This window comes from Pseudomonas sp. IT-P176 (assembly GCF_949767245.1).
Lineage (GTDB): Bacteria > Pseudomonadota > Gammaproteobacteria > Pseudomonadales > Pseudomonadaceae > Aquipseudomonas.
The window spans coordinates 279,689-303,220 of record NZ_CATKPN010000079.1 but is presented as its reverse complement, the minus strand read 5'-3'; the positions used below and the strand labels follow the sequence as shown (position 1 = coordinate 303,220).

Sequence of the window (23,532 nt, the reverse complement as noted above, 5' to 3'; positions counted from 1 at the left end):
GCTATCGTGGCGCGTTGCGTTCGCGCAAATACTCGAGCACCGCGCCCTGCTCCCCGGCAAACTCGATGCGCCCGCCTTTCTTCTCCCGTTGAAAGGCGTACATCGGGTCGTAATACTCGCTCAACAACAATTCGATCCAGTGACGAAACCCATCCACCTGGCCCGTGAGCGCCATTTGCGCGAGCGCCTCGTCCATCAGCGTCGCCATACGCTGATGACGTTCGCCCCCCAGGCGCCGGTGAATATTGTTCAGGCTCGATAACAGGCGCTCGGAAAACAGGGCGAATCCCGCCTCTGCGTACTCGGTGACGAACTCGGCATGCAAGTCGATCACGTAATCCTGAAGGATGCGCTCGACCCGGTTGTCCATGTTGTCTTCGAGCCACACCATCGGCCATTGCTGCATGCCCTGATATAGCGGCAGCGGCAAAGCGCAGCTTCCGACCATACGGCTTTCATCCTCGAGCACGAACTGCTCCATACCCTGGGCACGTTTTTTCAGCACATCCACCGCCAGGCCGTTTTCGAAATCGATGTTGCCGGGCTGTGACGTCGCACGTTTGCCAAAGCTGGAGCCCCGGTGGTTGGCATGCCCCTCCAGGTCCAGGCCATTGTTCAATTGCACCAGCACTTCGGTTTTGCCAGTGCCCGTCATACCGCCCAGCAGGATGAAGTCGCACTGCGTCATCGCCTGTTCAACCGTTTCCAGCAAAAAGGTACGCATCGCCTTGTAGCCGCCACCGACGCGTGGGTAATCGATGCCAGCTTCTTCCTTGAGCCACTGCTGGACGATCTGCGAACGCAAGCCGCCCCGAAAACAGTAGAGCGCGCCATTGGGATGGGCTTGGGCGAACTCGGTCCAGGCGCGAACACGCGCGTCCTTGACTGGACCGGACACCAGTTGTTGACCCAAGGCAATTGCCGCCTGTTGCCCTTGTTGCTTGTAACAGGTACCAATGCGCTGGCGTTCGTTGTCCGTCATCAGCGGCAGGTTGACCACTCCGGGAAACGCGCCCTTGGTGAATTCGATCGGCGCCCGCGTGTCCATCATCGGCCGCTCGCTGAGAAAGATGTCGCGGTATTCGGTGATATCGACGGGCATCAAATCACCTCGACCGCGTTACTCTGTCGCTCGACCAGTTCACCGATAGGCGCCAGGTCCAACCCCAACTCGGCGGCCACCGCCAGAAATTGCTCGTTGCCCTGCGGTGTCACGGCAACCAGCAAGCCGCCACTGGTCTGCGGGTCGCACAACACACGCTTGTGCAACTCCTGGACGCGCCCGAGCTTACTGGCATAACTGTCGAAATTGCGCAGGGTGCCACCCGGCACACACCCTTGGTCCAGGTAGTACTCGACACCCGGCAGGCGCGGCACGCGGTCGTAGTAGATGCGAGCAGTCAGGGCACTGCCGTCGGCCATTTCCACCAGATGCCCGAGCAGGCCAAATCCGGTGACATCGGTCATGGCGGTCACGCCGTCGAGCTTGCCGAAGCGGCTCCCAGGCTTGTTCAAGGTGCACATCCAGTCGCGAGCCAGGCCCACGTCACTGTCACGCAGCTTGCCCTTCTTCTCTGCGGTGGTGAGGATGCCGATCCCCAACGGCTTGGTCAGGTACAGCAGGCAACCGGCGGTGGCGGTGTCGTTGCGCTTCATGTGGCGCTTTTGCACCAGCCCGGTGACGGCCAGGCCGAAGATCGGCTCCGGGGCATCGATCGAATGACCGCCCGCCAATGGAATACCCGCCTCGTCACACACCGCACGGCCGCCGCGAATCACTTCCCGGGCAATCTCCGGCGCCAGTACATTGACCGGCCAGCCGAGAATGGCAATCGCCATCAACGGATCGCCGCCCATGGCGTAGATATCGCTGATGGCATTGGTCGCGGCGATTCGGCCGAAGTCGTAGGGGTCATCGACAATCGGCATGAAGAAGTCGGTGGTCGAGACCACGCCGCGCTCTTCATCAATTGCATACACCGCCGCATCATCGCGCGAAGCGTTGCCCACCCAGAGTTTCGGGTCGAGGTTCTGGGCGCCGCTGCCGGCCAGGATCACTTCCAGCACCTGGGGTGAAATCTTGCAGCCACAGCCTGCGCCGTGACTGTATTGGGTCAGGCGAATGGGTTCATTCATGGGGGGCAACTCGTCAAGTCAAGTGGCCCGATTCTAGCAGAGCACAACGCGCCCGAGGCCATGGCCCGTTGCGGCTCCCACACGGCGAGCCAAAAAGCCCCCCGGCGGCAGCTCAGAATCCGAGGGTGAAACTGATCGTCATCGCTTGATCCTTGTTATCGTGGGACAACTGGCCGGAGTAACCAATCCCCAATTTGCCAGCCGAACTGAACTGGTAGTCCAGGCCTGCTTCTACCAACGCGCTGTCCTCGGCGATTGGAACGCCCTGGATGGTGAACGGCATGCCACCGTCAATGAAGGTCAGGTCGGCCTCCGGTTGAGTGTCACCATAGGCATGGCGCCAGCCCAGTGCGGCACGCGGGGTGATCTGCGAGCCGTTGCCCAGCGTAATGCGCTTGCCGGCACGCAAGCCGACCGTGGAGAACGTGATGTCCTGACTGGCATCGGCGCTCAAGCGAGCTTCACCGCCCTTCTCCTTGCCCGTGTCGCTGTCGTAATTGACGTAGGCCAGGCTGACGAAAGGTTCCAGGGCGATACCAGCAGTTTCGACGGTGTAACCGACTTCACCGAACACCTGGGCACTGTCCGCGTCGTAATCGGCTTTCAGGCGATCGTTGTAACTGCCGACACTGACATCGCGCTTGGTTTCGATCTTGTGCCAGCTGTACGCCGCCCCCAAACGCACCGCCAGTGCGTCGAACTGAGCGTTGGTGTAGGCCGCCAGGTGCGTGGTGTTGACCGTGGCGTCGGACCGGCGGTGACTGGCACTCAAGTCACTGCGGGTGTAACCCACAGCAGTACCGGCGCGCCATTGACTGTCGAGTTGCCGGTCGGTGCCCAGCATGAAGCCTGAGACGTTGCGATCCAGACTGGCCGTGTTGCTGTCGCCGTCCATCTCACCCCAACTGCCGAGTACCCGTAACCAGCCAACCATTTCCCCCTGGCAACCTTCGCCACTCAAGCTGTTTTCGCTCGGGGCCAGGCTATTGCGTGGGTCGTCCATGCCCAGGCAGGACGGTTGGCGCATACGGTCGTTGACCGCGTCACGCACGTAGCGCGAGTCTTCAAGTAACGTACTGACGGTACTGGCGTGAATTTCCCCCGACAGACTGTCGAAGGCCGAGCTGGCGGATGCGCGATCCAGATTGAGGATCTGGTTGTGCAAGGCATTCCCTGCATCGTTGTCATCCCCGACGTAGGCATCCAGAGCAGCGGCCACGCTACGCTGGTTGGCGGTCACCGCGACATCGGCAAAGGACGTCTGGTTGCGTTTCAGCGCCAGGCTCACCTGATTGGCGCCATACAACAGTGCGGTGTCAATGAACGCCAGGGCCGGCAGATGGCTGCTGCTGAAGGTACCATTGACGCCACCCCCGGCGGTTATCAGCGAGTAGGTGGTATCACCGGTGTAGGGCGCAAGTTCGCTGACTTGCAAACCACCGCCGAGGGTCGCCGTGCCGTCAACCACCAAAGGCGTGTTGGTGGGTACCATCACACTCAGGTTCAGCGCACCATCGGCGGTGTTGCTGAAGTTGCCCGCGACGCTCAAGGTCCCGGCGCTACCACCAGACTGCACCAATCCGTGGTTGACCAGTGTACCGACGCTGCCGTTACCGCTCAGGCCCGCGCCATTGGCCACGGTGACCGGCCCGGCGAATGTAGTCGGACTGCTGCGATCACCAACTTGCAACTGCCCCTGCTGTACCGACGTGGTGCCGCTGAACGGATGATTGCCGGTGAGCAACACCGTACCGGTGCCCTGTTTGATCAAGTTGCCGGTACCGGTCAGCACGCCATTGAACCGGCCATTGCTGGTTTGCATGAAAGCCAGCTGAGCATTGTTGAGGATGTTGCCCTGCAAGCTGGTGGTGTTGCCGGCCAGGGTACCGCCACCTACGGTGGTACCACCACGGTAGGTGTTGGCACCAGTCAGCAACAAGGTACCGGCATCGCGTTTTTCAATGCCGCCGCTGCCAATCAAGGGTGCGTCGATTACGGTCGTGACCCCGGCATTGACCCGCACCACTGGCAACGTTCCGTTGCTGACATGGATCGGGCTCAAGCTACCCCCAGCTCCAGCGACCAGCACGTAGCCCGGGTCGAGGAATTGCAAGCCGGTGAAGCCCTGATTGCCGACCACAGTGACCGTGCCGCCCTGCCCGCCAAACACCGCGAACTTGTTGCTCGATCCTTGGCTTTGAGTACCGCTGGGGTCAGTCCAATTGGTGCCCGTCCCCCAAACACCGCTACCGCCGCTGATAGTGCCGTCAGCATTGGTCTTGCCACCATTCCAGAACTGCACCTGAGCGGATGCCCCCTGCACCAGCAGGTTGACCTGATGGGCCAACGAAGTTTGCAGGATCAGGTCCGCGGCTGATACCGGCAGGCTGCCGAAGGTCAAACCGTTGTCTGCCAGGCTGCCACCATAGCGAAACAGTTGATAGACCCCGGCGCCGAAGCCGCCAGCGTCGGTAACGTTGAGCGTGCCGTCGAGGATCAGGTCTGCGTTGATGTCGACTACGGTGGTGGAGCTAGTGGCCGCGCCCAGGCTGAAGTCCAGATTGGTCCCCGACGATAATGCCAGGGTACCGATCGACAGCGGCGACGCTGCATCGCCACCGAACAGTGTCGCGCCACTGGCCAGTTGCACCGAACCGCCCAGTTGGCCACTACCCCCGATCTGCGCACCATTCGCGACGATGACATTGGCGCTGTTGAGTACACCGTCGACCCGCAAGCCACCGGCCTGGACATTGGTGTTGCCGGTGAACGTGTTGTTGCCCGCCAGCAGCAACTGACCGGTACCGGTCTTGCTCAAGGTGCCAACGCCGGTGAGTTGACCGCTATAGGTGCCGTTGCTCGTCTGCTCGAAGGTCAGCGCCGCGTTGTTGAGTATTGCCCCTTGCAGGCTGCGGGTGTCGCCAGAAGTGCTACCACCGTTCAGTGTGGTGCCGCCTTGGTAAGTGTTGGTACCGCTGAGCACCAGGCTGGCGTTGCCATTTTTTACCAGGCTGGCGCCGCGGGAAATCGTACCGCTGAGGGTCGTAGCCTGGTTGCCCGCCAAGGTCAGTTGCGCATCGAGGTGGATGGGGTTGGCCAATTGCAACGTCGAGGTGCTGTCAAGGGTGCCGCCATCGCCTGCCACAAAGAGAATACCGCTGCCGATGGCAGCGTTGCTGCCAAGGATCAGCGTCCCGCCAGACAGATTCGAGGCGCCGTAACTGTTGCTGCCGTTGAGGGTCAGGCTGGCGGCGCCAGTCTTGATCAGGATGCCGTCGCCACTGATCACGCCATTGAGAGTCATGGGGTTGGAACCAGCGAAATACAGTGAACCGTTGAGCAGCATATTGTTATCGAGGCTGACGGCGGTGTTGCTATCCAGCGTGGCACCGTTGGCGGCGGTCAACATGCCAGTGCCAAGGGCCAAGTTGTTGCCCAACACCAGCTTTCCACCGTTGAAAACGGTACCGCCGGTGTAGCCGTTGGCGGCGTTGAGCACCAGGGTACCGAAGTCATACTTACCCAGAGTGCCAGCACCGTTTAGCGCTACACCAAGGGTCGCGGTGGCGTTGGCTTCGACGCGAACCAAGGCGTTACCCAGAGTGCCGTTGATGAGGTTGAGCGAACCCTCCGAGCCGTTCAGCACGCTATAGCCATCGGTGACGAACTGCAGACCGACGATATTTTGCGCGCCGTTGACGGTCACCGTCCCCGCCGCCCCCTGGAACACCGCGAGACCGTTGGCCCAAGTCTGGTTCAGCGTGCCGTCGACACTGGTCCAATTGGTGCTGCCACTGGCCCAGGTGCCGCTGCCGCCATCGATGACGCCGTTACTTACCAGTTGCCCACCGTCCCAGAACTGCACGGGGACGGTCGGTGTGCTGACCAACAGATTGACCTGATTACCGATAGCCGTTTGCAGTTGCAGATCCCCTGGCGTGACGCTGCCGGGTACGCTGCCAATGAGCATGCCGTGATCAGTTAGGCCGCCGGAGTAGTTAATCAGCCGATACACGCCGTTGCCAAAACCGCCGAAACCACTGACGTTGAGGGTGCCATCGAGCGTCAGGTTGCCGTTGACATTCAGCAACGCATTGCCGCCGCCGGCCTCCGGAGTACCTAGGCTCACGTACAGGTTCGAGCTGGCACCCAATACCACAGAGCCCGTCAGTAAGCCCAAGCCGCTGCCCACGGCCAGGTGGCCGCCATCGAGCACATGCACGCTGCCGGCAATACCACCGACGGTGCCAAAGCCCGTCAGGGTAGCGCCGCTGTTAACGACCACGTTGGCACTGGCCAGCGAGCCGGTCAAATTCAGAGTGCCACTATCGATACGGGTATCGCCGGTTAAGTTGTTGTACCCAGTCAGGGTCAGGGTGCCACTGCCGAGTTTGCGCAGCTCGCCAGTGCCGGTAAGGATACCGTCGAAGGCGCTGCTCTGATTACCGCCACCGACGCTCAAGGTGTTGCCGGCGCTGATCAGCGCGTAGCCACTGCCAGTCAGGCTGGCGACGCTCGCCGAGCTGCCGAGATTGAGCCGACTCCCAGCTGCCAGATTAACGCCTGCGTTGCTGCCAAGTGCCGAACTGCCAAGCGTACTCAGGCTGCCGCCGAGCACATTGAACTGCCCAGTGAAGGTGTTGGCGCCGCTGAGGGTTAGGTCGGCCAGACCCTCCTTGTTCAAAGTCTCAGTACCGGCAACCACGCCAGACAGGGTCAGGTTATTACTCCCGGCCACCGTTAACGCGGCATTGAGGTTGAGGCCATTGGACAGGCTCAGTGCCGAGGTGCTGTCCAGGCTCGAGGTACCCTCGACCGTCAACACACCGGTACCCAAGGCATTGGCACTACCGAGGATCAGGTTGCCCACGTTCAGGGTGGTCCCACCATGGAAGGTGTTGATGCCATCGAGTGTCAGGTCGCCGTTACCGCTCTTGACCAGCGCTCCGGTACCCGCAATCACTCCGGACAGCGTGACACCATTGCCGCCTTGCAGAACGGCGCCATTGATACCCAGGGTGATCGGGTTACTCAGGTTCAGGCCAGGGCTACTGGCCTGCAAAATCCCGCCATTGACAGTCAAGGCACCGCTACCGAACGTTGCGTTGTTGTTGAACAGCGCCACTCCGCCATTCAGCGTCGAACTGCCACTGACCAACGGCCCCTCCAGCGTCCAGGTGCCACTGTCGAGCCGCAGATTATTGAAGTTGATGTAGTTGACGCTGGATGCGGTGCCGACACCTGAGGCGCCGCCACCGCTCCCGATCGGGTTTTGCAGGATCAAATTGTTGTTGCCACCAGCACCACCGTCGACCTGGCCGGTTGGCGCATAGGTCAGGTTGATTCCGACCGGTGCGCCCAAGCTGAGCCCTGCTCCACCGCCGTTCGAGATGCTCGAGCCCGTGACCGCAGTGAAGGTGTTGGTGCTGTTCGCCCCCATCGAGACACCGCCGCTGATGGTACCTGTGTTGATGAAGGAGTTGCCGCCCACCGAAGATTCGAATGCCACCCGCCCGACAATGGAACCGGCGTTGCTCATGGAAACCTGCGAACCACCATAGACCGCCACCACCGGTGCATCGGATCCGGTCAGGGTCAACCCGAGCAACGCTGAGGAGTCGATGGTGCCACTGTTGCTGATACTCGTGCTGCCACCCGCACCGTTGTTGATGTTCAATGCCATGCCGTCGAGGGAGGTAAGTGCTTGGCCGAGGACACCAGCCGATCCTCGAAAGATACCGCTGCCTGCGTTACTAATATTGACTGTCGAAGCGGTTGCATTACCGACCACTACGCCGTTACTGAGCTGAGTAATCAAACCGGCGAATGCAGGATCGACCGTCCCGGCGTTATTAAGGGTGACGTTGTTGCCGGTCAGGCTCAACGCGGCGCCACCTAGGGTTGCATTGAGCCCGGCGCCACTGGTCACGTTGACGGTCAGGGCATCGACCGAACTGGAGAAGGTATTGAGTAAAAGTGGCAGCGTCGGCACACCGGTACAAGTGACCGTAGCCCCGGCAGAAGGACTGGTGGGTGAGCACGCTGCCGTAGCCTGAGGGCTGGCAAGGCCAAAAAACAGCCCGGCAAGCCCAAGGCGCACGGCCAACGACAACGGGGAAAGATTACAAACGACATACATGCGTTGACGTGCGTTCATGTTCAACTCCTTCTCAGGACAGCACTTCATCCATGAGTACGTGCTTTGCGCTAAACAACTCACTGAATCAACACGCACCAACATCAAGCGTCGGACCGTGGCAACGACCGGTTGATCAGTAACTTAGACGAGGCTGCGCGGAGCACAACCTTCAGCCACGGTAAATAGTATTAATACTTTCGTGGAGATAGTGGTCATCGTCCCTTGATCCAACGTTCATTCAAGGCATCAGGAGCACCTTGTCACCCAGACCGTTCGAGTCCCTCGTTCGACGCCGCAGGGCAATCCAAGTGAATTATTCCGACCGCAGGCGATCACTCTAAAATAACAGGGAGGAATAGCGGCACATGATCAACGCAAAATTGTTCGTCATCGAATACACCCTTCACGGTGTGCCCAAGTCTTTCATCATCCGCCAGGAAAAGATGGACAACGCCGAGGCCTGGCACTGGGCCAGTTGCGACGCGGGGGTTGGGCGCATTGGCCGCTTCGGCCGAGAGAAAGTGAAGAAGACCAGCAAGCCGGCGGCGGAGAAGTTCGGCATCGAAAACGTCACGTGGCGGCCCACCAGCTGAAGCGTGCACGACCTCGCCGCGGGCGCCGAGATGGCGCCCACGGTGAGGTCGTAGCCACTAGCCGTGAGTCCCTTTGGCACATTGGCAACCCGCCGTCGTGCAGGCTTCGCCGTGCTCATGATGCTTGGCGCAGCCCTCGCAACAGTAGTGCTTGCCATGCCGGACAATCGAATGCTCGCCCAGTTTGCACTTGCAGTTGGGACAGGCGCAGGTGTCTGCTTTCATCAGTCTGACTCCATGGGTGTGGTCGTCCAGAAGCGAACCCAATGTCGCCTCTCAAGCACTGACCGCACCCACCGACATGCCCTTGCGGCCCTCGCTCCTGATAGAGGGTAGTCGATAAACCTCAGGCGGCCTGCCGACTACTGCTGCGGTACATCAACACCAGCGCCAGCCCCAGGCAGACCATGGCCAGGAGCCGATTGGTGGACAACTCGATGGGCGGATTACCCAGCCAGCCGAAATTGTCGATCAGCATGCCCATGCCCAACTGGCCGACGATCACTGCCACCGTCGCCACCGCCGTTCCGATCCGGGGCACGGCGCCGACCATCACCAGCATATACACCACGCCGAACAGCGCTCCGCTGAGCTGCCACTTCGGCACCTCCAGCAGGCTGACGGCATGGGCCGGCTCGAAGAACAGAATCAGCAAGGCGGTAGTGATGGCTCCCACCACAAAGGTCAACAGGCTACTGCGCAACACACCGACCGCCTGGCCCAGCCGGCCGTTGATCGCTGCCTGCACACTCAATACCGCACCGGCCGCGACGACCACCAGCAACAACCCAAACAGATTCATGTTCAACCCCGCGCAATCAGGACAAGAGCAACAACGATCAGCAGCAAGGCCAACCAGCGCTCCCGGTTGACCGGTTTGCGCGCGGCCCCGAACCAGCCGAAATGGTCGATCAGCACACTCTTGCCAACCTGGCCGGAGAGGATCGCAATCATCGTCATGGCAATCCCGATCACCGGGGTCGCCAAGGTGAGCACCACCACGTACATCGGCCCGAGCAACCCGCCGATCAACTGCCAGCGCGGCAAGCTGCAAAGTGCCGGCCCCGGTTGCGGACCGCTGAACAGCAACAACAGAAACAGGATGGCCGAGCCAACCCCGAAAATGCTCAGGGTCGCCCACAAATGCCCCACCTGGACGCCCAGCGGCCCCAGCAAGCCCGCCTCCACCGACAGGCCCATGCCCGCGAGGATCACCAGCGGTAGCAGCAACAGGCGGGTGAGTGGGTTAGGCCGCGGGGTGACAGCGGCCCCGGTGGCCTCACTGATAGAACCTGAAGACATGACAACTCCTGCAAAGGGTGAAAAGAATGACGGGCATTATCAATTGCCCGACCTTTGCGATAAATGCGACTCTGTCGACAACACTTTTGCGCAACTCGCACAGCAGGCTGCTACATGCAAGGTCTCAACGAACTCAGTTTCAAGGCGCTACGGCTGTTCGTCGCGGTTCTCGATCACGGCAGTTTTTCCGAGGTCGCGCGCCGCGAAGGCCTGGCGCCTTCATCGATCTCGCGGCAGATCCAGTTGATGGAGCAGGCCCTCAGCCAGCAATTGCTTTACCGCCATACCCGGGCTGTGACCCCGACCGAAGCCGGGCGCCTGCTCGGCCAGCATGCCCGCGTGGTGCTGGTGCAACTGGAAGAAGCCGAACAAGCCTTGCAGGAACAGGCCAGCGAACCCAGTGGCCTGGTGCGTATCAACGCGCCAGTGGTGTTCGCCCAGTTGCACCTGTCGCCCTGGATCGCCGAGTTGTGCCAGCGATATCCCCGGCTGCAACTGGATATCCAGCAAACCGACCGCTACGTCGATCCGCTGCAGGAAGGCTGCGACCTGCTGTTTCGCATCGGCGCCCTGCACGACTCCAGCATGCAGGGCCGAGTGGTCGCGCCGCAGCGCTATCACGTCGCCGCCAGCCCAGCGTACCTGGCACGCCATGGCACCCCTCGGCATCCCGCGGAACTGGTACGGCACCAATGCCTGGCCTACAAGGGTGACTCCGGTCTGCAACGCTGGTTCTTCCGCCAGGACCAGGGCGACTGGACCCCCTATTCGGTCAGGGGTCCACTCACCGGCAACCACGCCGACACCCTGACCCAGGCTGCCGAACAGGGTATGGGCCTGGTGATGTTTCCTTCCTGGCTGATCGGCGAGGCCCTGGGCCTGGGCAAGCTGGTGCAGGTGCTTGGTGACTTCCAGGCATCCAACAGCCTCGAACCCCAGCAGATCGCCATTCTCTGGCCTGGCAGTCGACGCTTGTCGGTGAAAGTGCGCGCGGTGATCGATTTTTTCGTCGAGCGTTTTGGCACGGTGCCCTACTGGGACCAGTAAGGCGCAGCGGGTTTATCGCAGCAGTTGCACGATCAGCCAACTGTTCGCCGCGCTGATCACCACAAACAACCCCCAGACCAACACTCGGGTCGGCAGTCGCCGCTGCCAGCTTGATCGCATCCCGCTTGCTGGCCAGGTCCTTGCCGACCAGCCGCGTCTGCACGATCGAGGTGTGCACAACGGTGATGTTGCAGCTTAGAGGCTTCAGGCGCCAGGGCGAAGCCTTGTATGCTGTGTGCCCCGCCATCGAACAAGGAACGCTCCGTGCTGCTGTTGAAACTCGTGCTGATCCCCGGTTTTCTCCTGCTGATTTCCCTGGCCGGCAAGCGCTGGGGACCGAGCGTCGCGGGATGGCTATCGGGGTTGCCGGTCGTGGTCGGGCCGATCCTGTTTTTCCTCGCGGTCGAGCAAGGTCCGGCATTTGCGACCCAGTCGGCGATTGCGGCGCTGTCGGCCATGGCGGCGATGATTACCTTCTGCGTGGTCTACGCCCAGGCCGCGCAACGCTGCAACTGGCCGGCGGCGCTGCTGATTGCCCTGTTGAGTTGGAGCCTGGTGGCGGTAGTGCTGTCAGTGCTGCCCGCGTCGCTGCTGTTGTCGACGATCGCTGCGGCCACCGCCTTGCTCGCGGCACCCCACCTGTTCCCCGCCGTACAGCCCTTGCTCGCAGGCCCCGCGCCGAAGTCCGACAAACTGTTGCTGCGCATGCTGGCCGGGGCGTTGCTGACCCTGGCGGTGACCTGGTTCGCCAGCACCCTGGGTGAGCGCTGGAGCGGTTTGCTCGCGGTATTCCCGGTGCTTGGCAGCGTAATGGCGGTGTTCTCCCAGCAAACCCGGGGGCCGGCATTCACCGCCGCGCTGCTCCGCGCCACCGCTACCGGCATGTACGCCTTCGCGGCCTTTTGCCTGACCCTGGCCTTGACCTTGCCGCGCTGGGGCGGCTGGGCCTTTGTGCTCGCAGTGGCGGTGGCGCTGGTGATGCTGCTGCTAACCAAGCGGCGGGCCGCGCCCTCACACCTGCGCAGCGGGACGGCGCCGTCGGTCAAACCCTGAGAACCGAACCGCCGGCAAGTTCGTGCTGGAGTGAGTGAGGGACCCCGTGGGATGATCGTCACCCCGCGCGATCACACCCGGAGACTCGCATGTCGCTGCTGAAAAAAATCATCGTCAGTAAAACCGCTGTTCTGTTGCTGACAGCGCTCACCACCTTCGGCGCCGCCAGCGTCTACGCCGCCAGCCAGCCGACGACCAAGACTGCAACCGCGGAAAAAGTCGCGGTGCTGGGCAACAAATTCACCTTCAGCCTGCCCAAGGGCTTTATTGCCAACCCATTGCCCGGCGGTGATGCGTCCAATGGCACGTCCGGCGCCAAGGGCACCATGTACACCAATCAGCAAAGCAAAACCGTGCTGATCATCGCCGAAAACACCCTGCCCGAAGGCCTCAGCGTCAAGGACAACGACGCGGTATTTCTCGACGAGTCCATCTCCGGTTTCGCCAGCCAGCAACGCGAAGCCCTGGCCGGTTTCAATAAACAAAGCGAAAAAAGCCTGACCATCAAAGGCCTCGGCCTGCGCCAGATCGACTTCACCGCTACCCAGGGCGGCGGCCCGACCCTCAACACCAGCCTGCTGGCCGGCTCCGGCACGCAGATGATGCTGATTCAGATCATCTCCCGCGCCGACGACCAAGCCGGACACGCGGCCCTGGTGAAGAGCATCCTCGGCGAAAAATAACCCGGCGGGTTACTGATTAAGTCGTAACAGCCAGGCGTTGAGGTCCTCGATCTCCCGCTCGCTGATACTGTGCCCGAGCCCCGGATACGCATGGAACTCGGGCACCAGGCCCAGCCCCGACAACAGGCTGTTGGCGTCACTGCCATCGGTGAAGGGCAAGCGCTGGTCATCCGTACCGTGTCCGATGAAAATCGCCAGCGAGGCCTGCGCCGGGTCGGCCTTGAGCTGACTGCGCAGCACCGGCAGCACCTTGCCACTCAACGCCGCTATCCCACGCACCGCCGTGGGATGACGCAGCGCGACCTCGTAAGACATGATCGCGCCCTGACTGAAGCCCACCAGGAATACCCGATCGGCCGTGGTGTGATACTTGTTCGCCGCCTTCGTGACAAAGTCCGCCAGCAACGCGGCACTGCGCTGCAAGTCATCGCTGTCGCCGTCGTACGCCCCGTCCCCCTTCTTGTGAAACCACTGATAACTGCCCTGCTCCAGCACCTGCGGCGCACGTACTGCCAAATAGGTATAGGACGCCGGCAATCCCTCCTTGAGACTAAACAGATCCGCCTCGTTGCTGCCGTAGCCATGAAGAAAAATCACCAGCGGCTGATTGGCCGAGCCGGGGGTCGATTGTTCGAGGTACTGCAGCGGCAGATCGTCGTGCAGCACCGATTGGGCCTGGATGACCGGGGATACCAGCAACAGAAATACGGCAAACAACTTGAGCATGGACCTTCCTTTAATCGGGCGGGTTCGCGGGGCAGCGTAGCATGCGAGCGGAAGTGGGGAATGGATGGAGGCCGGAGTGCGGCGACCTTGGTCAAGGGCGGCGAGGACTGCGTCCTCGAACGCAGCCTCGACAGCTGCTACGGGGGATGGGGGTATTGCCGAGATCTGTGGTTTTTGCTGGGCCGGCACTCCGGCGCTTGTAAAAAAGTGGCAACCGCGTCAATGGTGGCCACCTTTTCCAACGGTGAAATTACTCGCCGTAAACGTCGAAATTGAAGTACTTGTCCTGTACTTGCTTGTACTTGCCATTGGCGCGGATTTCAGTGATAGCGGTGTTGAACTTGTCCGCCAGCTCCTTATCGCCCTTGCGCACGGCAATGCCCGCACCGCCGCCGAAGTACTTCGCGTCTTCATAGGTCGGGCCAACAAACGCAAAACCTTTACCGGCGTCGGTTTTCAGGAAACCGTCGTCCAGGGTGACCGAGTCGGCCAGCATCGCGTCGAGGCGGCCGGAGACCATGTCCAAATTGACTTCCTGCTGGGAGCCGTAGCGCACCAGAACGATACCGGCCGGCTGCAGCACTTCGGTGGCGAAACGGTCGTGGGTACTGGCACGCAGAACCCCGACTTTCTTACCCTTGAGCTCGGTCAGCGGGTCCTTGATGTCGGATCCAGCCTTCATCACGAAGCGTGCCGGGGTGTGGTAGTACTTGATGCTGAAGTCGACGTTCTTCTTGCGGTCGTCAGTGATGGTCATGGACGACAGGATCGCGTCGATTTTCTTGACCTTGAGCGCGGGAATCAGGCCATCGAATTCCTGCTCGACCCAGGTGCACTTGACTTGCATCTGCGCGCACAGCGCGTCGCCGATGTCCACGTCGAAACCGGTCAGCTTGCCGTCAGGGGTTTTCATCGAGAACGGCGGGTAACCAGCTTCGATACCGATACGGATCGGCTTGGCGTCTGCGGCTACAGCCGAGAGGGACAACACGGACAGTGCCAGAGCACCGAACATCACTAGCTTCTTCATTTATAACTCCTGTGTGCGGAGACTCTTATTGGCAACTTCGACGGTAGCTTGTGGCTGGTATTTATCGAAGTGGCCGGCAGTCTAGAGCTGCACCCAGCGAGCAAATTGTGTATATGCGACAAATAGTTATAGAAAAGTTGCGAAGGTAGGAGCGTAAATGCCCCCCTGCGCCGACGCGCTGAAATGGCCTACAGACGCGCGACGCTTTGCGTCATGATGCCTGCGCAGTCCGACATTCACCTGCGACGGTTTCCAGCCCATGTCCGCACCTTCATATACATTGCAGTTGATTCAGCACCACCCTGCCGAAGGCCCGGGAGCCATTGCTACCTGGGCGCAATCCCGGGGCCTTGCCCTGGAGATATTCCGCGCTGACCTCGGGCACCTGCCTGCAGTGAGTGCGGCGCCGGTGATTATCCTGGGAGGGCCTTACGAATCCAACGCCGGCCCCGCGTGGCTGGCCCAAGAACGCCAGTGGCTGGCTGCCAGCTTGGCGCAGGGGGCGCCGGTGTTCGCCATCTGCCTGGGCGCACAATTGCTGGCCCTGAGCCTGGGCGGCCAGGTGCGCCGCATGGCCACGACTGAAACCGGCTGGACCGCCGTCAACTTTGCCGACGGCTCGGCATTGAAGGTCCTTGAATGGCACGAAGACGCGATTGACCTGCCGCCCGCTGCCCGACTGTTGGCTAGCAGTGCGATATGTGCAGAGCAAATGTATGACGTCGGCCCGACCCGTGTCGGCTTGCAGTTCCACCCGGAATGGAATGCCGAGTCGGTTGCCGAGCTCAACGTCCATTTCGCCGACGAATCGCCCCTGCCCCGCAACCAGGACCACAGCGCCGCGTACCGCCAGGTGTACGACTGGCTGCAAGTGACGCTGGATCAGTGGCACCTCGCCGCAACCGCGGCCTCCCGGTAACGCACGCTCAACACTCGCAGCCAATCGCCACCTCGGCCCGGGCTGCGCCTGCGTCACTCAACTCGAATCCTTCATCCAGCCACCCGGTCACACCGCCGATCATTTCCTTGACCGGGTACTCCAGCGCCGCCAGTTTCACCGCGGCCTTGTTGGCGCCGTTGCAATGGGGGCCGGCGCAATACACCACGAACAAAGTGTCCTTGGGGTAGCCCGCCAACAATCCGGCCGTGATCAGGCGGCCGGGAATGTTGATCGCCCCCGGTAGATGTCCGCGCTGGTAAGCCAAAGGCCCACGCACATCCACCAGAACAAAATCCACTGCACCCGCCTCCTGGCTGCTGAAGACGTCGGAACAATCGGTTTCAAAGGTCAGGCGGTTGCTGAAATGCATCAGCGCAACGGCGCAAGGGGCGGCAGGAATGGCGCGAACCAGGCTGGTCATGGGTGTTCTCCAAAGCAAGTGTGGGCTTGCCAGCACTGTATCGAATCGACCTGAAGCGCTACAGTGGCGCACAAGACACTCACTGGGAACTTTCCGCCAAATGCACCGCACCCCCGGTTCTGTAGCGATCCTGGCCTACGACGGCCTCTGCACTTTTGAGTTTGGCATTGCGGTGGAGATCTTCGGCCTGGCACGGCCCGAGTTCGACTTCCCCTGGTACCAGCACCAGATCGTCGCCGTCGACCAGGGTCCGATGCGGGCTACCGGCGGCATTCAGGTATTGGCCGATGGCGGCATGGAACTGCTGGAAACCGCCCGCACCATCATTATTCCCGGCTGGCGCAGCCGCAGCGAGCCGGTGCCCGCCGCCCTGTTGGCGGCATTGTGCCGGGCCCACGGGCGCGGGGCGCGCCTGGTGTCGATCTGTTCCGGGGTATTTGTCCTGGCGGCCAGCGGTCTGCTCGACGGCTTGCGCGCCACGACCCACTGGCGCTACACCGACGAATTGGGCGCGCGCTACCCCAACATCCTGGTGGACCCGGACGTGCTGTACGTGGACTCGGGCCAGTTGATCACCTCGGCCGGCAGTGCCGCCGGCATCGATGCCTGCCTGCACCTGGTGGCGCGAGATTTTGGCACCCAGGTGGCCAACTCGGTGGCGCGCCGCTTGGTGATGTCACCGCAACGCACCGGCGGCCAGGCGCAGTTCATCCCCGCCCCCGTCAGTCGCACACCCCGCAGCGACCTGTCACGGGTGATGCAATGGGCTCGCGAGCGTTTACATGAACCGCTGGAAGTGCGCGACCTGGCCAGCCAGGCAGCAATGAGCGAGCGTACTTTCCTGCGCCGTTTCAGCGAAGCCACCGGGGCCTCGCCCAAGTCCTGGCTGCAACAGCAACGCCTGGCCCGCGCCCGCGAACTGCTGGAAAGCAGCCGGCACACCACGGAGCAGATCGCGCAGCAGTGCGGCTATCGCAGTGTGGAAAGTTTTCGTGTGGCATTTCGCACGGTGGTCGGGCTGGCGCCGTCGGTGTATCGCGAGCGTTTTGGTCGCGGCGAGCAGGCGCTGCCGGCCTAGGACAGAAACGCCAGCACCCGCCCACACCATAGGCGCGGGCGGGTGCCGGGAGGGGCGTGGTTTACTGGCCGCTACGGAGCATTTCCTTGGGCACATACTTGCCGATTTCGAACTTGCCGATCGCCGCACGGTGCACTTCGTCCGGGCCATCGGCCAGGCGCAAGGTGCGTTGCATGGCGTACATGTAGGCCAGCGGGAAATCGTTGGACACCCCGGCACCGCCATGGATCTGGATCGCCCGGTCGATGACGCGCAAGGCCACGTTCGGGGCGACCACCTTGATCTGGGCGATTTCGCTTTTCGCCACTTTGTTACCCACGGTGTCCATCATGTAGGCAGCCTTGAGGGTCAGCAGGCGTGCCATGTCGATTTCCATCCGCGAGTCGGCAATCTTGTCGATGTTACCGCCCAGGCGTGCCAGCGGTTTGCCGAAGGCGGTGCGATTGACCGAGCGCTTGCACATCAATTCCAGCGCGCGCTCGGCCATCCCGATCGAACGCATGCAGTGGTGAATGCGGCCCGGGCCGAGGCGACCCTGAGCAATCTCGAATCCACGACCTTCGCCCAACAGCACGTTTTCATAGGGCACACGGACGTTTTCGAACAGCACCTCGGCGTGACCGTGAGGTGCATCGTCGTAGCCGAACACCGGCAGCGGACGCAGGATTTTTACCCCGGGGGTGTCCACCGGCACCAGGATCATCGAGTGCTGCGCATGGCGCGGCGCATCCGGGTTGCTCAGGCCCATGAAGATAAGAATCTTGCAGCGCGGGTCGCAGGCCCCGGAGGTCCACCATTTTTTGCCATTGATTACCCACTGGTCGCCATCGCGCTCGGCGCGGGCCGCCATGTTGGTGGCATCGGATGAAGCTACGTCTGGCTCGGTCATGGCGAACGCCGAACGAATCTCGCCGCGCAGCAGCGGTTCGAGCCAACGCTGTTTCTGCTCTTCGTTGGCGTAGCGCACCAGCACTTCCATATTGCCGGTGTCCGGCGCCGAGCAGTTGAAGGGTTCCGGCCCCAGCAGGGAGCGACCCATGATCTCCGCCAACGGTGCGTATTCGAGGTTGCTCAGGCCGGCGCCCAGTTCCGATTCCGGCAGGAACAGGTTCCACAGGCCTTCGGCCTTGGCCTTGCTTTTCAGTTCTTCCATGATCGCGGTGGGCTGCCAGCGATCGCCTTCGGCGACCTGGCGCTCAAACACGGCTTCGGCTGGATAAACGTGAGCATCCATGAACGCAGTCACGCGTTCACGCAATTCCTGAACCTTGGGCGAATAAGCGAAATCCATGGGCAGCTACCTTTTTTGACGAGGTGATGAAGTCGTATTTGAGGGCATGAATTGATGCTAGATCAGCGTTGATAATTTACCTAGCCTATTCTCGGCGTGTATTAACATTCATCACCGATATATGATCGACTTATCGAGCCCACCTAAAACAAGAGCGTAGTGACATGAATCTGAGCAAGGTCGACCTCAACCTTTTCATCGTCTTCGATGCCATCTACACCGAAGCCAACCTGACCCGTGCCGGGCAGATCGTCGGCATTACCCAACCCGCAGTGTCCAACGCTCTGGCCCGCCTGCGCGAGACCTTCAACGACCCGCTGTTCGTGCGCACCGCCCAGGGCATGGTGCCGACACCGATGGCGCAGAACATCATCGGCCCGGTGCGCAACGCGCTCTCGCTGTTGCGGGTATCGGTCCAGGAAAGTCGGATCTTCAACCCGTTGCAGGCGGTCAAGACTTACCGCATCAGCATGACCGACCTCACGGAAGCGGTGATCCTGCCGCCGTTGTTCCAGCGCCTGCGCCGCCTGGCCCCGGGCGTGATCATCGAGAGTTTCCTGTCCAAGCGCCGCGAAACCACCAAGGAACTGGCCGCCGGCCGCCTGGACTTCGCCGTCGATGCGCCGCTCAACACCGACCCGCAAGTGCGCCACGTCAAACTCATGGAAGACCGCTACGTCTGCGCCATGCGCAAGGGCCACCCCATGGCCGGCAAGGAAAAATTCAGTCTCGACGATTACCTGTCCCTGACCCACATCCATATTTCCAGCCGCCGCAGCGGCCTGGGCCATGTCGACCTGGCACTGGGCAAGATGGGCATCCAGCGCAAGATCGCCCTGCGGTCGCAGCATTACCTGATGGCCTCCCAGGTCCTGCAGCAAACCGACATGGTGATGACCGTGCCGGAGCGTTTTGCCCGCCGCCATGAACTGCAATCATTCTTGCTGCCGGTCAACGATGTGCCCCCGGTGGCAACGCACCTGTACTGGCACGAAAGCACCGACCAGGACCCGGCCAACCGCTGGATGCGCGAGCAGATGATCGAGTTGTGCCAGCAGGTCACGGCGCACGAGAAGAAGCTGGACAAGCAGCAAGCTTGAGGGCGGGTATCGGACAATCAGGGCTGGCGCAGTGCTTGCAGCTTGACGTTTACGTCAAGCTGACATTAGCTTAGCGCCAAGCCCCTTTTTCGAGCGCGCCATGAGCAGCCAGACCTACAGCATTTCCGACCTCGCCCGCGAGCTCGACATCACCACCCGCGCCATTCGCTTTTATGAAGAACAAGGACTGCTGAGTCCCGAGCGGCGCGGGCAGGAGCGGATCTACTCGCCTCGGGACAAGGTCAGCCTGAAGCTGATCCTGCGGGGCAAGCGCATTGGCTTTTCCCTGGCCGAATGCCGCGAACTGATCGAACTCTACGACCCCACCAGCGGTAACACCAAGCAGTTGAACAGCATGCTGGCAAAAATCAGCGAGCGCCGTGAACAGCTCGAACAGCAACTGCTGGACATCGAACAGATGAAGCTGGAACTCGACACCGCCGAAGAGCGCTGCGTCCAGGCGCTGGAACAGACCCTCAAGAGCCAGCAGGCCGCGCCTTCACACTCCTAACCACAGGTGAACCTGATATGTCCCTCCCCTCCCATGTACGCCTGATCGAAGTCGGCCCGCGCGATGGCCTGCAAAACGAAGCCCAGCCGATCAGCGTCGCCGACAAGGTGCGGCTGGTCGACGCGTTGACGGCCGCAGGCCTCGATTACATCGAAGTCGGCAGCTTCGTTTCGCCCAAGTGGGTCCCGCAGATGGCCGGCTCCGCCGAGGTGTTCGCGCAAATCCAGCGCAAGCCCGGGGTCACCTACGGCGCGCTGGCGCCCAACCTGCGGGGGTTCGAAGACGCCATGGCCGCCGGGGTCAAGGAAGTCGCGGTGTTCGCCGCCGCCTCCGAAGCCTTCTCGCAACGCAACATCAATTGCTCGATCAGCGAAAGCCTGGAGCGATTTGTGCCGATCATGGACGCCGCCCGCCAACACGGCGTCAGCGTGCGCGGTTACGTGTCCTGTGTGCTGGGCTGTCCGTACGAAGGTGACGTGGCCCCGGAGCAGGTGGCCCTGGTCGCCCGCGAGCTGTATGCCATGGGCTGCTATGAGGTGTCGCTGGGTGACACCATCGGCACCGGTACCGCCGGCGCTACCCGCCGGATGTTCGAGGTAGTGGGCGCGCAGGTGCCACGGGACAAGCTGGCCGGCCACTTCCATGACACCTACGGCCAGGCCATGACCAACGTCTATGCCAGCCTGCTGGAAGGCATCGCGGTGTTCGACAGCTCCATCGCCGGCCTGGGCGGTTGCCCGTACGCCAAGGGCGCCAGCGGTAACGTGGCCACCGAAGACGTGCTGTACCTGCTCAACGGCCTGGGGATCGAGACGGGGGTGGATATGCAGCAGTTGCTGGTGGCCGGCCAGCAGATCTGCGACGTCCTGGGGCGAGTAACGGGTTCGCGCGTGGCCAAGGCCCGCAGCGCCCAGTAAATGTGTCGCGGGGTGTTACCGCCCCGCAACAAAACGAGTAACACGGAAACAACCTGAAGGATTTTTGCGTCGGGTTTTTTTCGACAAAATACTAAATCATTGATTTTAAAGTGATTTTAAAAGTTGGCACGGGTTCTGCTATCTCTATGGCATAACAAGAACAAAAAAAGCGGCAAACCTAATAAAAATAAGACGTAACGACTCTGACATAACAAAAACAACACGGCAGAGACGCAGCTAACAGATTTTTTTGGAGAAGGTGTGCTTTTCAGGGTGCTGCTTGCAGTGACCCGCAACCGGGCAGAGAACAATAAAACTACCTTCAGGTAGCTCCCGAACTGGTTGGATCGCTTGGCGAGAAAGCAAATCAGCGCTCAAAAAAATACGTTTGCTCTTGACCCCGCATGGGGGTCGCACAAAACAGCGGTAAAGGGCCACGGTTGCCAAAAACAACAATAGACCGCCCCTTAATAATAAAAAAAGAGCACGCAACGACAAATTAAAGGGGAGCTTCGGCTCCCCTTTGTGCTGTCTGGGGTTTGGGTGTGCCCACCGTGTGAGCGGGCCTGCTCGCGATAGCGGCGATGCATTCAACACCCATGCTGGGTGTACGATCGCCTTCGCGAGCAAGCTCGCTCCTACAGTGGCTTTGGGCGCCTGCTTGCACCCCGCCCCCACTGTCAGCCCTTGGTCTTGCGCTGCTCCTCGATAGAGATCTCGCGCATCTTGAACTTCTGGATCTTGCCGGTCACGGTCATCGGGAACTCCTCGACGAACTTGAAGTGACGTGGCGTCTTGAAGTGGGCAATGCGCTCCTTGCACCAGGTTTGCAGTTCAAGCTCGTTGGCGCTGTGGCCGGGGTGGAACTTGATCCAGGCGACAATCTCCTCGCCATACTTCTCGCACGGAATGCCAATTACCTGCACGTCCGCCACCGCCGGGTGGGTGAAGAAGAACTCTTCCAGCTCGCGCGGGTAAATATTCTCACCGCCACGAATGATCATGTCCTTGTTACGCCCGGCAATGCACACATAGCCCTCTTCGTTCATGGTCGCCAGGTCGCCGGTGTGCATCCAGCCCGCCTGGTCGATGGCTTCAGCGGTGCCTTCGGGGTTGTTCCAGTAGCCGAGCATCACGCTGTAGCCGCGGGTGCACAGTTCACCAATGGTGCCGCGTGGCACGAGGTTGCCGGCCTCATCGATGATCTTGCTTTCCAATTGCGGCTGGGTGCGGCCGACGGTGGTCACCCGCAGCTCCAGATTGTCCGCAGGACCGGTCTGCAACGACACCGGACTGGTTTCCGTCATGCCGTAGGCAATCTGCACTTCGTTCATGTGCATTTCACTGATGACCCGGCGCATCACTTCGATCGGGCAGGTCGCCCCGGCCATGATGCCGGTGCGCAGGGACGACAGGTCAAATTCCTTGCGCCGCGGGTGATCGAGCATGGCGATGAACATGGTCGGCACGCCATACAAGCCAGTGGCCTGTTCCTGGGCTACGGTTTCCAGGGTCAGCAAGGGGTCGAAAGCGTCGTTGGGGTAGATCATGGTGGTGCCATGGGTGATGCACCCCAGATTGCCCATCACCATGCCGAAGCAGTGATACAGCGGCACCGGGATCACCAGGCGATCGTCTGCCGTCAGCCCGAGGCTTTCGCCGACCATGTAGCCATTGTTGAGGATGTTGTAGTGACTGAGGGTGGCTCCCTTGGGGAAACCGGTGGTGCCGGAGGTGTACTGAATGTTCACGGCCTGGTCGAAATGCAGGCTGTTCTGCCGCGCCTTGAGCTGTTCGGGCGGCACCCCAGCCCCCAGCTCCGTCAGTTGCGACCAGGGCAGGAAGCCTGCGGGTGGCTGCGGGTCGAGGCTGATGACGCCGCGCAGTTGCGGCAAGCGCTCGCACTGCAATTGGCCGACCGGGTGTTGCGCCAGCTCCGGCGCCAGGCCTTGCAGCATGGCGTGGTAATCGGAGGTCTTGAAGGAGCCGGCACATACCAGCCACTGGCAACCGGACTGCTTGAGCACGTACTCCAGCTCCGAGCTGCGATAGGCCGGGTTGATGTTGACCAGGATCACCCCGATCTTCGCGCTGGCGAACTGGCTGATGCACCACTGGGCACAATTGGGCGCCCAGACACCGAGGCGGTCCCCGGCCTGCAGGCCTAGCGCCAGCAGCGCCCTGGCGTGCAGCTCCACCGCCTCGGCCAGTTGCGTCCAGCTGTAGCGCAACTGCTGGTGGCGGACCACCAACGCTTCGCCCTGCGGGTAGCGGGCGACCGTGTTGTCGAATGCCTGGCCAATGGTCATCGCCAGCAAGGCTTTGTCCTGTGAGCCACGGGTGTAGCTGTGCTGTGGGTGAGCACTGTGTTGATCCATGACGACCCCTATTGTCTTTATTAGCGGGTATGTGGAAGCCCGGCATCATGCAGCCGGACCCGACCTGAACTGCCTCTACTCTCGCTCAAGTTGACGTTAACGTAAAGGGAGATTGACAGCCATTCGTCTCAGGTTTACGTTAACGTAAAGGTGACAGTCGACTCGGCGCGCATCGCAGGCCGATTCT

Annotated in this window: 19 protein-coding genes and 1 pseudogene; 9 read left to right on the top strand and 11 right to left on the bottom strand. The window is 61.4% G+C overall.

The window, feature by feature from the left end:
• Window position 1 precedes the first annotated feature (1 nt).
• The 3 genes and pseudogenes from mnmH to ACM6IP_RS22595 all read right to left on the bottom strand — a co-directional run.
• Entirely contained in the window at window positions 2-1,102 is a 1,101-nt protein-coding gene (mnmH, locus tag ACM6IP_RS22605; RefSeq protein WP_414862309.1) for a tRNA 2-selenouridine(34) synthase MnmH, read from the bottom strand.
• Window positions 1,102-2,136: a selenide, water dikinase SelD gene (gene selD / locus ACM6IP_RS22600; protein WP_414862308.1), complete on the bottom strand. Its 1,035-nt coding sequence runs from the start codon at window positions 2,134-2,136 to the stop codon at window positions 1,102-1,104. Before selD ends, mnmH begins: the two co-directional genes overlap by 1 nt.
• Before the next feature lie 112 nt (window positions 2,137-2,248).
• A pseudogene (locus tag ACM6IP_RS22595) lies at window positions 2,249-7,549 on the bottom strand (autotransporter domain-containing protein); the annotation flags it as partial.
• Window positions 7,550-8,640: 1,091 nt separating this feature from the next.
• On the opposite strand from ACM6IP_RS22595, the gene ACM6IP_RS22590 reads away from it, so the two are divergent.
• Window positions 8,641-8,868, top strand: coding sequence for a DUF6555 family protein (locus ACM6IP_RS22590; RefSeq protein ID WP_095167875.1), 228 nt, complete (start codon window positions 8,641-8,643; stop codon window positions 8,866-8,868).
• Window positions 8,869-8,925: 57 nt separating this feature from the next.
• On the opposite strand, the gene ACM6IP_RS22585 is transcribed toward ACM6IP_RS22590, so the two are convergent.
• The 3 genes from ACM6IP_RS22585 to ACM6IP_RS22575 form a co-directional block, all read right to left on the bottom strand.
• Window positions 8,926-9,093 (bottom strand): metallothionein, encoded by a 168-nt coding sequence (locus tag ACM6IP_RS22585; protein ID WP_095167873.1) that lies wholly within the window; start codon window positions 9,091-9,093, stop codon window positions 8,926-8,928.
• Window positions 9,094-9,214: 121 nt separating this feature from the next.
• Window positions 9,215-9,670, bottom strand: coding sequence for a DMT family transporter (locus tag ACM6IP_RS22580; protein ID WP_095167871.1), 456 nt, complete (start codon window positions 9,668-9,670; stop codon window positions 9,215-9,217).
• 2 nt (window positions 9,671-9,672) lie between these two features.
• A complete protein-coding gene (locus ACM6IP_RS22575) occupies window positions 9,673-10,170 on the bottom strand; it encodes a DMT family transporter (RefSeq protein ID WP_256585451.1) in 498 nt (165 codons plus the stop codon).
• Between the two features lie 114 nt (window positions 10,171-10,284).
• Between ACM6IP_RS22575 and ACM6IP_RS22570 the strand changes: the two genes are divergently transcribed.
• The 3 genes from ACM6IP_RS22570 to ACM6IP_RS22560 all read left to right on the top strand — a co-directional run bounded on the left by ACM6IP_RS22570 (window position 10,285) and on the right by ACM6IP_RS22560 (window position 12,953).
• Window positions 10,285-11,217 (top strand): LysR family transcriptional regulator, encoded by a 933-nt coding sequence (locus ACM6IP_RS22570; RefSeq protein WP_414862307.1) that lies wholly within the window; start codon window positions 10,285-10,287, stop codon window positions 11,215-11,217.
• A 264-nt stretch (window positions 11,218-11,481) separates the two neighbouring features.
• Window positions 11,482-12,270, top strand: a complete 789-nt coding sequence (locus ACM6IP_RS22565) for a hypothetical protein (RefSeq protein WP_095167867.1) — start codon at window positions 11,482-11,484, stop codon at window positions 12,268-12,270.
• A gap of 89 nt (window positions 12,271-12,359) precedes the next feature.
• On the top strand, window positions 12,360-12,953 hold the full coding sequence (locus ACM6IP_RS22560) for a hypothetical protein (protein ID WP_414862306.1): 594 nt from the start codon (window positions 12,360-12,362) through the stop codon (window positions 12,951-12,953).
• Between the two features lie 9 nt (window positions 12,954-12,962).
• Here the strand turns inward: ACM6IP_RS22560 and ACM6IP_RS22555 are convergent, their stop codons facing one another.
• Window positions 12,963-13,679 carry an alpha/beta hydrolase gene (locus tag ACM6IP_RS22555; protein ID WP_414862305.1) on the bottom strand — a complete coding sequence of 239 codons (717 nt, stop codon included), beginning with the start codon at window positions 13,677-13,679 and terminating at the stop codon, window positions 12,963-12,965.
• A gap of 250 nt (window positions 13,680-13,929) precedes the next feature.
• Window positions 13,930-14,709: an ABC transporter substrate-binding protein gene (locus ACM6IP_RS22550; RefSeq protein WP_095167862.1), complete on the bottom strand. Its 780-nt coding sequence runs from the start codon at window positions 14,707-14,709 to the stop codon at window positions 13,930-13,932.
• Between the two features lie 259 nt (window positions 14,710-14,968).
• On the opposite strand from ACM6IP_RS22550, the gene ACM6IP_RS22545 reads away from it, so the two are divergent.
• Window positions 14,969-15,628: a type 1 glutamine amidotransferase gene (locus tag ACM6IP_RS22545; protein ID WP_414862304.1), complete on the top strand. Its 660-nt coding sequence runs from the start codon at window positions 14,969-14,971 to the stop codon at window positions 15,626-15,628.
• Between the two features lie 7 nt (window positions 15,629-15,635).
• Here the strand turns inward: ACM6IP_RS22545 and ACM6IP_RS22540 are convergent, their stop codons facing one another.
• Window positions 15,636-16,070 carry a rhodanese-like domain-containing protein gene (locus ACM6IP_RS22540; protein WP_095167859.1) on the bottom strand — a complete coding sequence of 145 codons (435 nt, stop codon included), beginning with the start codon at window positions 16,068-16,070 and terminating at the stop codon, window positions 15,636-15,638.
• Window positions 16,071-16,170: 100 nt separating this feature from the next.
• Between ACM6IP_RS22540 and ftrA the strand changes: the two genes are divergently transcribed.
• Window positions 16,171-17,148, top strand: a complete 978-nt coding sequence (gene ftrA / locus ACM6IP_RS22535; RefSeq protein WP_159994640.1) for a transcriptional regulator FtrA — start codon at window positions 16,171-16,173, stop codon at window positions 17,146-17,148.
• Window positions 17,149-17,209: 61 nt separating this feature from the next.
• Here the strand turns inward: ftrA and ACM6IP_RS22530 are convergent, their stop codons facing one another.
• A complete protein-coding gene (locus ACM6IP_RS22530) occupies window positions 17,210-18,439 on the bottom strand; it encodes an acyl-CoA dehydrogenase (protein WP_320334051.1) in 1,230 nt (409 codons plus the stop codon).
• A gap of 164 nt (window positions 18,440-18,603) precedes the next feature.
• Here ACM6IP_RS22530 and ACM6IP_RS22525 point away from each other — a divergent pair, with 164 nt between their 5' ends.
• The 3 genes from ACM6IP_RS22525 to ACM6IP_RS22515 all read left to right on the top strand — a co-directional run bounded on the left by ACM6IP_RS22525 (window position 18,604) and on the right by ACM6IP_RS22515 (window position 20,967).
• Window positions 18,604-19,539 carry a LysR family transcriptional regulator gene (locus ACM6IP_RS22525; protein WP_095167854.1) on the top strand — a complete coding sequence of 312 codons (936 nt, stop codon included), beginning with the start codon at window positions 18,604-18,606 and terminating at the stop codon, window positions 19,537-19,539.
• Between the two features lie 100 nt (window positions 19,540-19,639).
• On the top strand, window positions 19,640-20,050 hold the full coding sequence (locus ACM6IP_RS22520) for a MerR family transcriptional regulator (protein ID WP_095167852.1): 411 nt from the start codon (window positions 19,640-19,642) through the stop codon (window positions 20,048-20,050).
• Between the two features lie 17 nt (window positions 20,051-20,067).
• On the top strand, window positions 20,068-20,967 hold the full coding sequence (locus ACM6IP_RS22515; RefSeq protein WP_414862303.1) for a hydroxymethylglutaryl-CoA lyase: 900 nt from the start codon (window positions 20,068-20,070) through the stop codon (window positions 20,965-20,967).
• Between the two features lie 680 nt (window positions 20,968-21,647).
• Here the strand turns inward: ACM6IP_RS22515 and ACM6IP_RS22510 are convergent.
• Complete coding sequence (locus tag ACM6IP_RS22510) at window positions 21,648-23,345, bottom strand: AMP-binding protein (RefSeq protein WP_159994632.1); 1,698 nt, start codon at window positions 23,343-23,345, stop codon at window positions 21,648-21,650.
• Window positions 23,346-23,532 lie beyond the last annotated feature (187 nt).

Coding starts and splice junctions, on each gene's coding strand:
- mnmH (WP_414862309.1), bottom strand. CDS start 1,102: ATGCCCGTCGATATCACCGAATACCGCGACATCTTTCTCAGCGAGCGG.
- selD (WP_414862308.1), bottom strand. CDS start 2,136: ATGAATGAACCCATTCGCCTGACCCAATACAGTCACGGCGCAGGCTGT.
- ACM6IP_RS22590 (WP_095167875.1), top strand. CDS start 8,641: ATGATCAACGCAAAATTGTTCGTCATCGAATACACCCTTCACGGTGTG.
- ACM6IP_RS22585 (WP_095167873.1), bottom strand. CDS start 9,093: ATGAAAGCAGACACCTGCGCCTGTCCCAACTGCAAGTGCAAACTGGGC.
- ACM6IP_RS22580 (WP_095167871.1), bottom strand. CDS start 9,670: ATGAATCTGTTTGGGTTGTTGCTGGTGGTCGTCGCGGCCGGTGCGGTA.
- ACM6IP_RS22575 (WP_256585451.1), bottom strand. CDS start 10,170: ATGTCTTCAGGTTCTATCAGTGAGGCCACCGGGGCCGCTGTCACCCCG.
- ACM6IP_RS22570 (WP_414862307.1), top strand. CDS start 10,285: ATGCAAGGTCTCAACGAACTCAGTTTCAAGGCGCTACGGCTGTTCGTC.
- ACM6IP_RS22560 (WP_414862306.1), top strand. CDS start 12,360: ATGTCGCTGCTGAAAAAAATCATCGTCAGTAAAACCGCTGTTCTGTTG.
- ACM6IP_RS22555 (WP_414862305.1), bottom strand. CDS start 13,679: ATGCTCAAGTTGTTTGCCGTATTTCTGTTGCTGGTATCCCCGGTCATC.
- ACM6IP_RS22550 (WP_095167862.1), bottom strand. CDS start 14,709: ATGAAGAAGCTAGTGATGTTCGGTGCTCTGGCACTGTCCGTGTTGTCC.
- ACM6IP_RS22545 (WP_414862304.1), top strand. CDS start 14,969: ATGTCCGCACCTTCATATACATTGCAGTTGATTCAGCACCACCCTGCC.
- ACM6IP_RS22540 (WP_095167859.1), bottom strand. CDS start 16,070: ATGACCAGCCTGGTTCGCGCCATTCCTGCCGCCCCTTGCGCCGTTGCG.
- ftrA (WP_159994640.1), top strand. CDS start 16,171: ATGCACCGCACCCCCGGTTCTGTAGCGATCCTGGCCTACGACGGCCTC.
- ACM6IP_RS22530 (WP_320334051.1), bottom strand. CDS start 18,439: ATGGATTTCGCTTATTCGCCCAAGGTTCAGGAATTGCGTGAACGCGTG.
- ACM6IP_RS22525 (WP_095167854.1), top strand. CDS start 18,604: ATGAATCTGAGCAAGGTCGACCTCAACCTTTTCATCGTCTTCGATGCC.
- ACM6IP_RS22520 (WP_095167852.1), top strand. CDS start 19,640: ATGAGCAGCCAGACCTACAGCATTTCCGACCTCGCCCGCGAGCTCGAC.
- ACM6IP_RS22515 (WP_414862303.1), top strand. CDS start 20,068: ATGTCCCTCCCCTCCCATGTACGCCTGATCGAAGTCGGCCCGCGCGAT.
- ACM6IP_RS22510 (WP_159994632.1), bottom strand. CDS start 23,345: ATGGATCAACACAGTGCTCACCCACAGCACAGCTACACCCGTGGCTCA.